General features: G+C 72.0%; 13 protein-coding genes and 1 riboswitch. All 13 genes read right to left on the reverse strand.

Annotated features, from left to right (window positions below; genetic code table 11):
* Positions 1 to 45: 45 nt before the first annotated feature.
* Positions 46 to 987 carry a Ppx/GppA phosphatase family protein gene (locus OG710_RS10665; protein ID WP_330239110.1) on the reverse strand — a complete coding sequence of 314 codons (942 nt, stop codon included), beginning with the start codon at positions 985 to 987 and terminating at the stop codon, positions 46 to 48.
* Positions 984 to 1,526, reverse strand: a complete 543-nt coding sequence (locus OG710_RS10670) for a DUF501 domain-containing protein (protein WP_330239111.1) — start codon at positions 1,524 to 1,526, stop codon at positions 984 to 986. The genes OG710_RS10665 and OG710_RS10670 overlap by 4 nt, the downstream gene beginning before the upstream one ends.
* 80 nt (positions 1,527 to 1,606) lie before the next feature.
* On the reverse strand, positions 1,607 to 2,077 hold the full coding sequence (locus tag OG710_RS10675; protein WP_330239112.1) for an FtsB family cell division protein: 471 nt from the start codon (positions 2,075 to 2,077) through the stop codon (positions 1,607 to 1,609).
* A gap of 118 nt (positions 2,078 to 2,195) precedes the next feature.
* Positions 2,196 to 3,482 carry a phosphopyruvate hydratase gene (gene eno / locus OG710_RS10680; protein ID WP_330239113.1) on the reverse strand — a complete coding sequence of 429 codons (1,287 nt, stop codon included), beginning with the start codon at positions 3,480 to 3,482 and terminating at the stop codon, positions 2,196 to 2,198.
* Positions 3,483 to 3,707: 225 nt separating this feature from the next.
* The gene (locus OG710_RS10685; protein WP_330239114.1) at positions 3,708 to 4,475 is read right to left on the reverse strand and encodes a transglycosylase family protein; all 768 of its coding nucleotides are present in this window, start codon (positions 4,473 to 4,475) and stop codon (positions 3,708 to 3,710) included.
* 4 nt (positions 4,476 to 4,479) lie between these two features.
* Positions 4,480 to 4,651, reverse strand: a riboswitch (cyclic di-AMP (ydaO/yuaA leader).
* A 267-nt stretch (positions 4,652 to 4,918) separates the two neighbouring features.
* Positions 4,919 to 5,950, reverse strand: coding sequence for a transglycosylase family protein (locus OG710_RS10690; RefSeq protein ID WP_330239115.1), 1,032 nt, complete (start codon positions 5,948 to 5,950; stop codon positions 4,919 to 4,921).
* A gap of 120 nt (positions 5,951 to 6,070) precedes the next feature.
* Positions 6,071 to 7,336, reverse strand: coding sequence for a cytochrome P450 family protein (locus OG710_RS10695; protein WP_330239116.1), 1,266 nt, complete (start codon positions 7,334 to 7,336; stop codon positions 6,071 to 6,073).
* 10 nt (positions 7,337 to 7,346) lie between these two features.
* Positions 7,347 to 8,333, reverse strand: a complete 987-nt coding sequence (locus OG710_RS10700) for a nucleoside triphosphate pyrophosphohydrolase (protein WP_330239117.1) — start codon at positions 8,331 to 8,333, stop codon at positions 7,347 to 7,349.
* Positions 8,334 to 8,366: 33 nt separating this feature from the next.
* Complete coding sequence (locus OG710_RS10705) at positions 8,367 to 9,023, reverse strand: SurA N-terminal domain-containing protein (protein ID WP_330239118.1); 657 nt, start codon at positions 9,021 to 9,023, stop codon at positions 8,367 to 8,369.
* A 136-nt stretch (positions 9,024 to 9,159) separates the two neighbouring features.
* Positions 9,160 to 9,561 carry a GtrA family protein gene (locus tag OG710_RS10710; RefSeq protein WP_111330744.1) on the reverse strand — a complete coding sequence of 134 codons (402 nt, stop codon included), beginning with the start codon at positions 9,559 to 9,561 and terminating at the stop codon, positions 9,160 to 9,162.
* On the reverse strand, positions 9,558 to 10,526 hold the full coding sequence (locus OG710_RS10715; protein WP_330239119.1) for a glycosyltransferase family 2 protein: 969 nt from the start codon (positions 10,524 to 10,526) through the stop codon (positions 9,558 to 9,560). Before OG710_RS10715 ends, OG710_RS10710 begins: the two co-directional genes overlap by 4 nt.
* A 104-nt stretch (positions 10,527 to 10,630) precedes the next feature.
* Positions 10,631 to 12,163 (reverse strand): serine/threonine-protein kinase, encoded by a 1,533-nt coding sequence (locus OG710_RS10720; RefSeq protein WP_330239120.1) that lies wholly within the window; start codon positions 12,161 to 12,163, stop codon positions 10,631 to 10,633.
* Positions 12,160 to 12,759 (reverse strand): hypothetical protein, encoded by a 600-nt coding sequence (locus OG710_RS10725; protein WP_330239121.1) that lies wholly within the window; start codon positions 12,757 to 12,759, stop codon positions 12,160 to 12,162. The genes OG710_RS10720 and OG710_RS10725 overlap by 4 nt, the downstream gene beginning before the upstream one ends.
* Positions 12,760 to 12,901: the final 142 nt, after the last annotated feature.

The following is a 12,901-nucleotide window of genomic DNA, read 5'->3' on the forward strand; positions in this document are numbered from 1 at the left end:
AGGGGCGGCCGGAAGGACGCATGAGCGCCCGGCGGGGCCGGTCGGTCAGGCCAGGGACCAGGCGATTCCGTCAAGAATGTCGTGTTCGCTCACGACGATTTCCCGGGCGCCCGTTCGTTCCATCACCGACTGGAGGATCAGGGCTCCGGAGGTGATGACGTCGACCCGGCCCGGGTGCATGGCGCCGATCGCCGCGCGTTCCGCGTGGGTGGACGCCAGGAGGCGGGCGGTGATCTCGCGGACCCGGTCCAGGGGGACACGGGAGTGGTGGATCGCCTCGGAGTCGTACTCCTCCAGGCCCAGCGCGATCGCCGCCACCGTGGTGACCGTGCCGGCGAGACCGACCAGGGTCGCCGCGGAGGTGAGCGGGACGGTCTCCGCCGCCAGGTCGAGGGCGGCGGCCACGTCCGCGCGGATCGCCGCGGCGGATTCGGGCGAGAGCGGGTCCTCGACGGCGCCGTCGCGCATGAGGTGGCGTTCGGTCATCCGGACGCAGCCGATGTCCACGGAGCGGGCGGCCCGTACCCGGTCGTCGCCCACCACGAACTCCGTGGAGCCGCCGCCGATGTCCACGACCAGGTACGGCTTGGCCAGGTCGTCGCGGCCCGTCAGCTCCTTGGTCGCCCCGTCGAAGGAGAACGCGGCCTCCTGGTCGCCGCTGATCACCTCGGGCTCGACGCCCAGGATGTCCAGCACCCCGCGTACGAAGTCGTCCCGGTTCTCCGCGTCCCGCGAGGCGGAGGTGGCGACGAAGCGGACCTTCTCGGCGCCGTGCTCCCCGATCACCTCGGCGTACCGCCGGCAGGCGGCGAACGTACGCTCCAGCGCCTCCGGGGCGAGCCGGCCGGTGCGGTCGACGCCCTGGCCCAGCCGGACGATCTCCATCAGCCGGGCGTACTCGACCAGCTCCCCGGTCGCCGGATCGGCGTCCGCGACCAGCAGCCGGATCGAGTTGGTGCCGCAGTCGACGGCGGCCACGCGCGTCATGCCGACGCCTCCCCGCCCTCGTCCGCGCACGGCGTGACGCACGGCCCCTTGCGCCACCACTCCGGCAGCATCGCGATCGCCTCGTCGCCCAGCGGGTTCACGCCGGGCCCGGCCGCCAGCGAGTGCCCCACGAGCACATGGAGGCACTTGACCCGGTCCGGCATGCCGCCGGCGCTCGGGAAGCCCTCCAGGACCTCGATGGCGTCCCGCCGCGCGATGTAGTCCTCGTGCGCCGCCCGGTAGGCCGCCGCCAGCTCCGGGTCGGTGCCCAGGCGCTCGGTCATCTCCTTCATGACCCCGTTCGCCTCCAGCGTGCCGATCGCGGACGCGGCGCGCGGGCAGGTCAGGTAGTACGTCGTCGGGAACGGCGTACCGTCCTCCAGCCGGGGCTGCGTCTCGACCACGTCCGGGTTGCCGCAGGGGCAGCGGTGCGCGATGGCGCGCAGCCCGCGCGGCGGGCGCCCCAGCTGCTGCTGGAACGCGGCGATGTCCGCCTCGGTGGGGACGGTGGACTCGGTCTGGGGAGGGGGCGTTTCCATGCCTGCCTTGAAATCTGGTCGGACTGCGCGAACCGCGGGGTGCCGGTTCGACAGGGATACGGGGATGGGGACGGCGGCCGTCAGCCGCGGTCGGCGCTGTCCACGCCGTCCCACAGGTTGGAGTGCCACGGCCGGTCCGTGCCGGACGGCTTCCCGCCGCGCGCACGGGCCGCGTCGGGGTCGACCACGGTGTAGCCGGTCTCCCCGGGAAGAACGTAGTGCAGGTGCTCGCGGGCCAGCCGCCTGATGTACGCGTCGTCCTGGAGCCGGGCCTTCTCGTCCCGCAGCTCCTCGGTGCGCTCCTCGGCCTCCCGCGACAGCCGCCGCTGGTCGGCGATCTCGTCGCGCTGCGACACGTACTGCCGCATCGGGTACGCCAGGGCGACCACCAGCGAGCAGACGATCAGGGCCAGGAAGGCGGCGCGGCCGGTGAGCCGGGAGCGGCGGGCCTGCCGCCGGTTCTGCGACCGGTAGACGCGGGCCGCGGTCTGCTCGCCGAGCAGCCGCAGCCGGGTAGCGGTGGAGAACCGGTCCCGGTCCTTCGCGGCCATGTTCCCGCCTCCCCATTACGCACGTACGTCCGTCCCCGCACACGGTACGGGACCGGGTGCGGGGACGGACGGAGGCGGGGGTGGTCGCCCTGCCGGGCGGCCGCCCGTACGGCGTTCGTCAGTTCGCGGGGCGGAACCGGGGGAACGCCGAGCGGCCCGCGTACACCGCGGCGTCGTCGAGGATCTCCTCGATGCGCAGCAGCTGGTTGTACTTGGCGACGCGGTCCGAGCGGGCCGGGGCGCCGGTCTTGATCTGGCCGCAGTTCACCGCGACCGCGAGGTCGGCGATGGTGACGTCCTCGGTCTCGCCGGAGCGGTGCGACATCATGCACTTGAAGCCGTTGCGCTGGGCCAGCTCCACGGCGTCCAGGGTCTCGGTCAGCGAACCGATCTGGTTGACCTTGACGAGCAGGGCGTTGGCGGAGCCCTCCTCGATGCCGCGGGCCAGGCGCTCCGGGTTGGTGACGAAGAGGTCGTCGCCGACGATCTGCACCTTGGCGCCGAGCTTGTCGGTGATGACCTTCCAGCCCGCCCAGTCGTCCTCGTACAGCGGGTCCTCGATGGAGACCAGCGGGTACGCGGAGACCAGCTCCTCGTAGTACTCGGTCATCTCGGCGGCCGAGCGGGACTTGCCCTCGAACTCGTAGGAGCCGTCCTTGTAGAACTCGGACGCGGCGACGTCGAGCGCGAGCGCGATGTCCTTGCCCGGAACGTAACCGGCCTCCTTGATGGCCTCGATGATGAGGTCGAGGGCGGCGCGGTTGGACTCCAGGTTCGGCGCGAAGCCGCCCTCGTCGCCGAGACCGGTGGACAGGCCCTTGGTCTTCAGGACCTTCTTGAGCGTGTGGTAGACCTCGGCGCCCCAGCGCAGCGCCTCGGAGAACGACTCGGCGCCGATCGGCGCGATCATGAACTCCTGGATGTCCACGTTGGAGTCGGCGTGCGAGCCGCCGTTGAGGATGTTCATCATCGGAACGGGCAGCAGGTGCGCGTTCGGGCCGCCGAGGTAGCGGAACAGCGGGAGGTCGCTGGCCTCGGAGGCGGCGTGGGCGACGGCGAGGGAGACGCCGAGGATGGCGTTGGCGCCGAGCGAGCCCTTGTTCTCCGTGGCGTCCAGGTCGAACATCGCCTGGTCGATGAGGCGCTGCTCGGTGGCGTCGTAGCCGACGAGCTCCGGGCCGATCTGCTCGATCACCGCGAGGACGGCCTTCTCGACGCCCTTGCCCTGGTAGCGGTTGGGGTCGCCGTCACGAAGCTCAATGGCCTCGAACGCGCCGGTGGAGGCGCCGGACGGAACAGCAGCACGCCCGGTGCTGCCGTCGTCGAGGCCGACCTCGACCTCGACCGTGGGGTTGCCCCGTGAGTCGAGGATTTCCCTGGCTACGACGACGTCGATGGACGGCACGAGGCATCTCCTTCTGGGATATGACGCTGATGGTGCAGGGTCACTTTGGCCTTGCCACAAGAGCCTAACCGGCCCGGCCCTCCGCGACGGCGGGGCGCCCGCCCCCTGGGACGAAAAAGGACCCAAGGGCGGGCATAAGCGGACGCAACGCCAGATAGTTACCGGCTGGTAACTACAACAGTTGAACGGGCCGGGCCGCAGGCGATCAGCGAGGAGAGGCCGCGACTACTTCGTCAGGTGGAGCTGCTGACCGGGGTAGATCAGGTCGGCGTCCTGGACGATGTCCTTGTTCAGCTCGAACAGTCGCTCCCAGCCGCCCTTGACGTGGTGGTCGGCGGCGATCTTGCTCAGCGAGTCGCCGGTGACGACCTTGTACTCGCCGTCACCCTTGGCGACCTTCTTGCCGGTGGGGGTGGTGACCGTCTTCTTCGCGGCCTTGTTCGGCGCGTCGGAGCGGTCGGAGCGGTTGGTGGCCGGGGCCTCGGTGCGCTCGGCCTGCTTCTTCGGGGCGGCCTCCTGCTTGGGCGCGGCCTCCTGCTTGGGGGCGGCTTCCTGCTTCGGCGCGGCCTCCTGCTTCGCGGCACCGGAGCCGGTGTCCACGCCGGGGTCGACGCCGTCGTTGGTCAGGCCGCCGGCACCGGCGCAGGCCCAGGCGCCCGGACCCTGCATGTCGAGGAGGCGCTCGGCGGTGGCGATCTGCTGGGCCTTGGTGGCCAGGTCGGCGCGCGGGGCGTACTGCGTACCGCCGGCGGCGGCCCAGCTGGACTGGGAGAACTGCAGACCGCCGTAGTAGCCGTTGCCCGTGTTGATGGACCAGTTGCCACCGGACTCGCACTGGGCGACGGCGTCCCAGGTGGCGACCGAGGCGGCGGAGGCGTTGGTGGCGCCCATCAGCGGCACGGCCACGGCGGCGCCGGCGACACCGGCCAGGGTGGCGAGACGGACGGCCTTGGACGGACGGCGGTGCTTGTTGCTCTTGCGGTTGAGCAGCATCGAGTCTTCTCCTCACCGACGCCTACGAGGTGAGCTGTCGGGTTCGGGCCAAGTGAGTTGCCCGGTCGCACGTCCTAGCACGCGACTTCACCCCAAGCCGGTCCTGATGCGTCTTGCGACGATCGGGCCCGGCGCCTACCTGGGTCCCCCGCTCCTGCCTACGGCGCTTTCGCGTCTGTTCCCTTCGACCGACGGCAGGATTCGGCGTGACGGTCGACGGGGCCCGCGGTGCGAGCGGTTCCGACCGTAATCACACCCAACCGTCATATTCAAAGACGGACATACCGGATAATCATCACGTAAGAGCATCCGAAGAACCCTCGTTTGCGCAGGTCGGAAGGGATGCGGCGGGACCTCCCGGACAAGGCGCGTGAGTTCACGCAAAGAGACCCATGTCTCACTCGGTCAAAAGTGGGACATAGGCCTCTTAAACCACCCAGTTCTCAGCGGGCGCCGACCCCCAGATCGAGGCTCTGACCGGGCAGGATGAGGTCCGGGTCGGAGCCCACCTCGTCCTTGTTCGCCTCGTACAGCTCCGGCCAGCCGCCGGGCACGTCCTGCGCCTCGGCGATCGCCCAGAGGTTGTCGCCCGGCCGCACGGTGTACGTGTCGCCGTCCGGCCGCGCACCGCCGTCGCGGCCGTCACCGTCGCCCCGCGAGGCGTGCCGGCCCGTGTCGCGCCCGCTGTCCGCCGGGGTGTCCTCGGCGGCCGGGGCACCCCGGTGCTTGCCGCCCCGCTCCCCCGCGGCGTCCGACGCGCCGGCCGCGGGGTCACTCGCGCCGGAGGGGTCCGCGGACGGGGTGCCGGAGGGGTCGGCGGACGGCGAGGCGGAGGCGTCGGCGGACGCGCCGTCCTCCGCGCTCCGGCCCGCGTGCTTGCCCTTGGCCTTGCCCGTGCTCGGGCTCGCGCTCTTGCCGGCGCTCCGGTCCGCGGCCGTACCGCCGGCCGAGGCGTCCGCAGACCCGTCCGACGCGGACCGGTCCGACGCGGTGGCGTCGTCCTCCGGGTCGGTGCCGAGTCCGGCGTCCAGGCCCGCGTCCGCGCTGCGGGCGGGCGCGTCGGCCGCCTCGTCGCCCGGGTCCACGTCCGCCGTACCGGTGCTCTTGGCGAGCCCGGAGATCACCGCGCAGCTGGGCCACGCCTTCGGGCCCTTGTCGGCCAGGACCTTCTCGGCCACCGCGATCTGCTGCGCGCGGCTGGCGAGGTCGGCGCGCTCGGCGTACGCCTCACCGCCGTACGCCTTCCACAGCTCCGGCGTGAACTGGAGGCCGCCGTACGAGCCGTTGCCGAGGTCGGCGCTCCATGTGCCACCGCTCTCGCACTCGGCCACCCGGTCCCAGGTCGCGGCGTCGGCCGCGTGCGCCCCGGAGGCACCGAGCAGGGGGATGGCCAGGGCCGATCCCGTGACGCCCGCTGCGACGACGATGGCGGGTGCCTGACGAGGGCGGCGGTGTCTGCCGTTCGCGGAGCCCATGGGAGATGCCTTCCGTGTGACTGACAAGCGACTACTGACAAGCGACTGGTGAGTCGAACGGTGAACCTAGCCGGAGTCGAACGTGAGTCACAAGTCGATGCAGCGCAGATCACGTGAAAGTCACAGAGTTGACAGAGTGTCACTTCCGGCGTCGCGCGCCTCCGGCGTGAACCGCACCGGGAGCGTGCGCAATCCCCGCATGATGAGCCCGCCGCGCCACCTCAAATCGCCAGGTTCCACCGCAAGTCGCAGGTCCGGAAGGCGCGTCAGAAGTGTGGCGAGCGCGGCCTGTCCCTCCAGCCGGGCGAGCGGTGCTCCCAGACAGTAATGAATGCCGTGGCCGTAGCCGAGGTGCTGGTTGTCGCGCCGGGAGAGGTCCAGCGTGTCCGGCCCGCCGAACCGTTCGGGGTCGCGGTCGGCCGCCGCGAGCACCACCAGGACCGGGTCGCCCTCGGCGACGCGCTGCCCGCCGATGGTCAGCGGTTCGGTGGCGAACCGCCAGGTCGCCAGCTCCACCGGACCGTCGTAGCGCAGCAGCTCTTCGATCCCGGTGGCCAGCAGCTCGTTCTCCCCCGCCGCCAGCGACCGCTGGAGGCGTTCGCGCTCGGCGGGGTGGCCGAGCAGGGTGTGTACGCCGTTGCCGATGAGGTTCACCGTGGTCTCGAAGCCGGCAAAGAGCAGGATGAAGGCCATCGCGGCGGCCTCGTTCTCCGTCAGGTGCTCGCCGTGGTCGCTCGCCCGGATCAGCCCCGAAATCAGGTCGTCGCCCAGGTCCTCGCGCTTGCGGTGGATGAGTTCGAGCAGATAGGCCCGCATCTTCTTCACGGACCTGGCGACGCCGCCGCGCGGGCCGCCGCCGTGCCGGATCATCATGCCCGCCCAGTCCCGGAAGTCGTCCTGGTCCTCGGCGGGGACGCCCAGCAGGTCGCAGATGGCGTAGATGGGGAGCGGGAAGGCGAACTCGTGGATGAGGTCGGCCTCGCCCTTCCGCGCGAACCCGTCGATGAGCCGGTCGGTCAGCTCCTGCACGCGGGGCGCGAACCGGGCGATGCGCCGGGGCGTGAACGCCTGGGACACCAGGCGGCGCAGCCGGGTGTGGTCGGGCGGGTCGATGTTGAGGAGGTGCGTCATCAGCTCCGCCTTGCGCTCGCCGGGGATGCCGGTCTTCCCCTTGGCGTGCGCGGGCTCGGCGTGGTGCGCCGGGTTCTTGGACAGCCGGGCGTCGGCGAGGGCCTGCCGGGCGTCCGCGTACCGGGTGACGAGCCATGCCTCGACCCCGCTGGGCAGCGTGGTGCGGTGCACGGGGCTGTGCTCGCGCAGCCAGGCGTAGGCGGGGTACGGGTCGGTGGCGAACTCCCAGGTGAAGAGTTCGGGGCAGTCGTTCACCCGGCCGACGTTATCCCGTGCCCTCTGCTGTGCCCCCGGCCGTGCTCTCGGCCGTCCTGATCGCGTCCCGGTACGTCCGGCCGGCGGCCCGCAGGGCGGCCTCCGGGTCGATGCCGTCCTCCTGGGCGCGTACGGCGAGGGCGAGGAGCCGGTAGCCGATGTCGTCGCCGCCGGGGAGCGGCACGTCGAGCCCGGCGGTGCGGGCCCGGCCCGCGAGCTTCGCGGCGAGCGCCAGGGCGGGCTGGCCGAGCGGTACCCCGTCGGTGACCGATTCCCGCCGCTTCTCGATCGCCTTGGTGCGCAGCCAGTGGGCGTGGACGTCCTCCGGGGTCTCGGCGGTCTCGTCGCCGAAGACGTGCGGGTGGCGGTGGATCAGCTTCTCGATCAGTGTGCCGGCGACGTCGTCCACGGAGAACGGGTCCTGCTCGTCCTCCTCGGCGATGCGGGCGTGGAAGACGACCTGGAGCAGGACGTCGCCCAGTTCCTCGCGCAGTTCCTCGCGGTCGCCGGCCTCGATCGCCTCGACCAGCTCGTACGCCTCCTCGATGGCGTACTTGGCGAGGCCCTTGTGGGTCTTCCCCGAGGTCCAGGGGCACTCGATCCTGATGCGGTCCATGATCTGGACCAGGTCGAGCAGGCGGGCGCCCGGCAGGTCGTAGGAGCCGGGCAGCAGCTCCAGGTCGGGCATCCGGACCCGGCCGGAGCCGGCCAGCCGGGCCAGGCCGTCGGTGAGCGGCTGGTTGCCGTCGCCGCCGGTGAGAACGATCACGGTTCGGCCGCCCTCGCAGCTGTCCACGAGCTGCTGGGCGTCGGGCAGGCCGGGGGTGACGGTGACGCCGGCCTCGCGCAGATACGGGAGCTGCGGCTGCTCAGGCTCGCCGCAGCGGACCTCGTCGGCGGCGTGCAGGGCCTGCCAGGCGGGCCAGGACAGCAGTCCGGGCGCGACCCGGTGGCTGGCGGTGAGCAGGACGATGCGGCCGGGGTCTTCAGCGTTCACACGGCGAATCTACCCGGCCGCGGGCACAGGCTCTCAGGCCCCGGCGTTCGGGACCGTGCCCTCCTGCTTGGTGACCTGGCTGAGCCAGGGGGCCTTGTAGTCGCCGAGCTGGATCTGCTGGTGGTCCCAGGCGCCGTAGCGCGGGTTGACGTCGACGTTCAGCGCCTTGGACGCCTTGGTCAGGGCCTCGCCTACGGCCCGGCTGCCCTCGGGCGTGGCCAGGTCGGCGCCGAGTGCCTGGCCGAGCTTGGTGAGCTGGATCTGCTCGCGCAGGAAGCCGTCGATCTGGTCCGGTGCGAGCCAGCGCTCCTGGAGGACGGCCGCCCGGAGGCCCTCCTCACCGTTGTAGTTCGCGACGACCGACTTGCGCATCTGCTGGATCTCGGCGCTGGAGACGGTGATGCCCGCGTCCGCGGCCGCCCGGTCCAGGACGCGGTCCAGGATCAGCCCGTGCAGCTTGGCGCGGGCGAGCCGGCCGGTGCGGTCGGTGAGCTGGGCGGCCTGGGCGGAGGAGTTCTGCGCTTCGCGTACGTCCGCCACCTGGGCCTGCACGGTGGACACCGTGATCCGTTCGCCGCCGACGACGGCCGCGGCGCCGGGGTGGGCCTGGCTGCCGCAGGCGGTGAGGAGCGGCGCTGCGGCGAGCAGTGCCGCGGAGACGGTGAGCGCGGTGCGACGGCGGCGGTGCAAAGGAGCCTCCCGAGGAGATTGTGCGGCGGTGCACAAGGCCTTGCGATGATCGATGTTAGGCAGTGGAACAAGTCACGGCCACTGATTCGACCAACGATTCGGGAGCAGTTGGGGATGTGGCCCGCCTTCGGGCGGCTCAGCCGACTGGTTCGGCCGTTTTCTGCGGTGTGTCCGGTCGGAGCATGATCGTGCGGGAGAGCAGGAAGGTCACGGGGATCGCGGCGGCCGCCGCGACGGGCGGGGCGTAGCGGCTGCTGAACCCGGCCACGTCGACGAGGAGGTAGACCCCGCCGGTGGTGATGACGAAGTTCGCCGCGTTGGTGAGCGGGAAGAGCAGGAACTTCCGCCAGGTGGGCCGGGTGCGGTAGGTGACGTACGAGGTGAGGAAGAAGGAGCCGGTCATGCTGAGCGCGAAGGCGAGGGCGTGCGCGGCCAGATACGGCAGTACGTGCAGGAGCAGCAGGTAGCAGCCGTAGTACGTGGCCGTGTTCACCGCTCCGACGAGGACGAAACGTACGAGTTGGGCGGAGACCGTCATCGGCGGGCGAACTCCTGCGGCTCCCGCTCGGGCGTGTTGCGGCGGGTCTGCGCGTTGGTGGCCTTGACGAGGAAGTGCGGGCGGCGCTTGACCTCGTAGTAGATGCGGCCGACGTATTCGCCGACGACCCCGGCGAGCACCATCTGGACGCCGGCGAGCGCGGTGACCACGACGAGCAGGGTGACGTAGCCGGGGGTCTCGACGCCGCGCACGAGGGCGACGCCGACGATCCAGGCGGCGTAGAGGAGGGCGAGCGAGGTCAGCAGCAGGCCGAGGTAGAGGGCGGCGCGCAGGGGTTTGTTGTTGAAGGAGAGCAGCCCGTCGAGGCCGTAGTTGAGGAGTTTGCCGAAGGTCCAGGCGGAGCGGCCCTGCTCGCGTACGGCGTTCTCGTAGCCGAACGTCGTGGTGGGGAAGCCGACCCAGGCGAAGAGGCCCTTGGAGAAGCGGTTGTACTCGGTGAGGGAGAGCACGGCGTCGGCGGCGCGGCGCGACAGGAGCCGGAAGTCTCCGACGCCGTCCACGAGTTCGACGTCGATCAGGCGGTTGATCAGCCAGTAGTAGGCGCGTGCGGTGAGGGTGCGGGTGACGCGGTCGCCGGCGCGGGTGCGGCGGGCGATGACCTGGTCGTAGCCGCGCGCGTGTTCCTGGAGCATGCGGCCGATCAGTTCGGGCGGGTGCTGGAGGTCGGCGTCCATGAGGACGACGGCGTCGCCGTCCGCGTGCTGGAGTCCGGCCAGCATGGCGGCCTCCTTGCCGAAGTTGCGGCTGAAGGAGACGTAGCGGACGCGGGGGTCGGTGGCGGCGAGTCGTTCGATGAGGGGCAGGGTCCGGTCGGCGCTGCCGTCGTCCACGTAGACGATCTCGAACGCGTGGCCTAGGCCTGGCATTTCGTCCGTGACGCGTGCGTGGAAGCGGTCGAGGACTTCTTCCTCGTTGTAGCAGGGCACCACCAGCGAGATCAGCACCCATGTACATCACCGGGTGCACGTGTCGTCCGCCGGAGCCCGGTGTGACGGCCGGGCGGCCATCGGGTGAACGGACTCGGACGCCCTTCCCGGCGTGCGGCCGCTCAGCCGCCCCGGACCTGCATGCGCCGTTCCAGTTGCCGGCGCAGGTCGGCGGGCAGCGGGTGGTGCGGTCCGTAGGCGCGCTCGGTGTCGTAGAGCAGCGCCTGGAGCTGGGCGATCGCCCCGGCGTGGTCGCCGAGGGCGAGGAGCAGTTCGCCGATGCGGTGGCGGATCTCGTAGGAGCGCGCCGGGTCGTTGCCCGTGGCGTACTGGTTCTCGTAGTAGGGCAGGACGGCGCGGTACTCGGCGAGCGCGGCGGCGGGTTCGCCGAGCTGTTCCAGGCACTGGGCGACGTCGCAGCGGTAGCCGAGGGTCTGCGGGTCGGCGGGGCCCGATTCGGCGGCCCGGTCGTCGGCGAGTCGGCGCAGTTCGGGCAGGGCGCGGCGGTACTGCCCGTCGTCCATGAGGGTCGCGGCGTACTGCTTGCGCAGGATGCGCACGACCGGGGAGCCGGGGCCGTGCTGTTCGGCGGCGACGGGGAGCAGGCCGCCGAGCATGTCCACGGCCTGGGTGATGCGGCCTTCGCCGAGGAGCCGCTTGACCTCGTCGACGGCGGCGGCGACGTCCGGCCGGGCGGGCGCGGGGGCGGGTCTGGCCGGCGGCGGGACGGTGGCGCGGTCGGGCCAGGGGGCGTGCGGGCGCAGGAAGGGGCGGGTGGGGTCGAGGGGTCCGGAGGGGGGCCGGGAGCCGCGTGCGGGCAGCAGCGGGGCGAGCTGTTCGTACACCTCCTGGGCGCTGGCGGGGCGGTGCTGCGGGTCCTTGGCGAGCAGCCGCAGGACCAGTGTCTCCAGGGCCTCGGGGATGTCGGGCCTGATCTGCCGGACGGGCAGGGGCGGTTCGTAGAGGTGGCGGTGGAGCACGCCGAGGGCGGTGGAGCCGGCGAAGGGCACGTCGCCGCTGAGCAGTTCGTGCAGCAGGACGCCGAGGGCGTACAGGTCGGTGTACGGGCCGACGGCGCCGCCCATGGCCTGTTCGGGGGCCATGTAGGCCGGGGAGCCGATGGGCGAGCCGGTGTTGGTGAGCCGGGTGGTGTCGGTGTCGAGGACGGAGGCGACGCCGAGGTCGAGGACGAGGACGGTGCCGTCCGGACGGACCATCACGTTGCGGGGCTTGAGGTCGCGGTGGACGATCGGCACGGCGTGCACGGCGCTGAGGACGGCGCACAGCTGGGCGGCGACCGCGACGGCCCACGGCCAGGGGTAGGGGTCGTGTTCGGCGAGGTGGTCGCCGAGGTCGGCGCCCTCCACGTACTGCATGACGAGGAAGAGGTCGTCGCCGTCGCTGCCGGCGTCGTGGACGGTGACCAGGCCGGGGTGGTCCACCTGGGCGGTGACCCGGCACTCGCGGACGAAGCGGCGGCGCAGCTCCTCCGCCGCGTCGCTCCCGATGGGGCCGGTGACCCGGTCGGGGCGCAGCAGTTTGACGGCGACCCGGCGGTCCAGGCGCTGGTCGTAGGCCGTCCAGACCTGGCCCATGCCGCCCTGGCCGAGGATCGTGGCCAGTTCGTAGCGCCCGCCGACGAGGCGGCCGTTCACCGGCCCTCCTCCTTGCGGAGGTAGTCGCTCAGCTCGTCCAGTTCGGCGCGGACCTGGTCGATGCGGTGGGGTGGCGGGGGCGGGGTGTGGGGCCGGGGGGCGGGCTGCGGGCGGGGGGTCTGCGGCAGGTCGCCGGGCTGGGGGCAGCGGGTGGGGGGCAGGGGGTGGGGCGGTCCGTACGGCTGGGCGGTCAGCGGGACGGTGGTCGCGTAGGCGTAGGGGGAGTGCGGGAGGCCGGCGCCCTTGCCGGTGAGGCGCGCGTGGTGGCGGACGTCGGCCACGAGGTAGTACACGCAGGCGCCCGCCATCGCCAGGAGGAGCAGCGGGATGCACACGTAGTCGACGCCGTTCGGATCGGCTTCCGAGCCGTCGCGGCCGATGATCGGCAGCAGCACGCAGACGAGGACGAAGCCGGCGGCGGCCGTCCACCAGTCCGCGGCGCGGCGGCGGACGCACGCGAGGCGGACCAGCGGCGCCCACAGCAGCAGTCCCATCGAGCCGATCGCGAGCAGGGGGAACAGCACGCGCATCGACACGATCCAGACCGGGCTGGGGACTTTGCGCGGCGCCGCGGGCGCGGGACCCGACGCATACATGGCTGCTCCTGGAATGCCTGGTCGTGGAAGGTACGCGCGCACGGGTGCGGGCGTACGGGATCGAGCGTAAGGGGCGACACCGACAGGGGCGCCGGGGTTGTGCGGAACCGTTGTGGTTCCGATCACTTCCGCGTGACCGCGC

This window comes from Streptomyces sp. NBC_00525 (assembly GCF_036346595.1).
Lineage (GTDB): Bacteria > Actinomycetota > Actinomycetes > Streptomycetales > Streptomycetaceae > Streptomyces.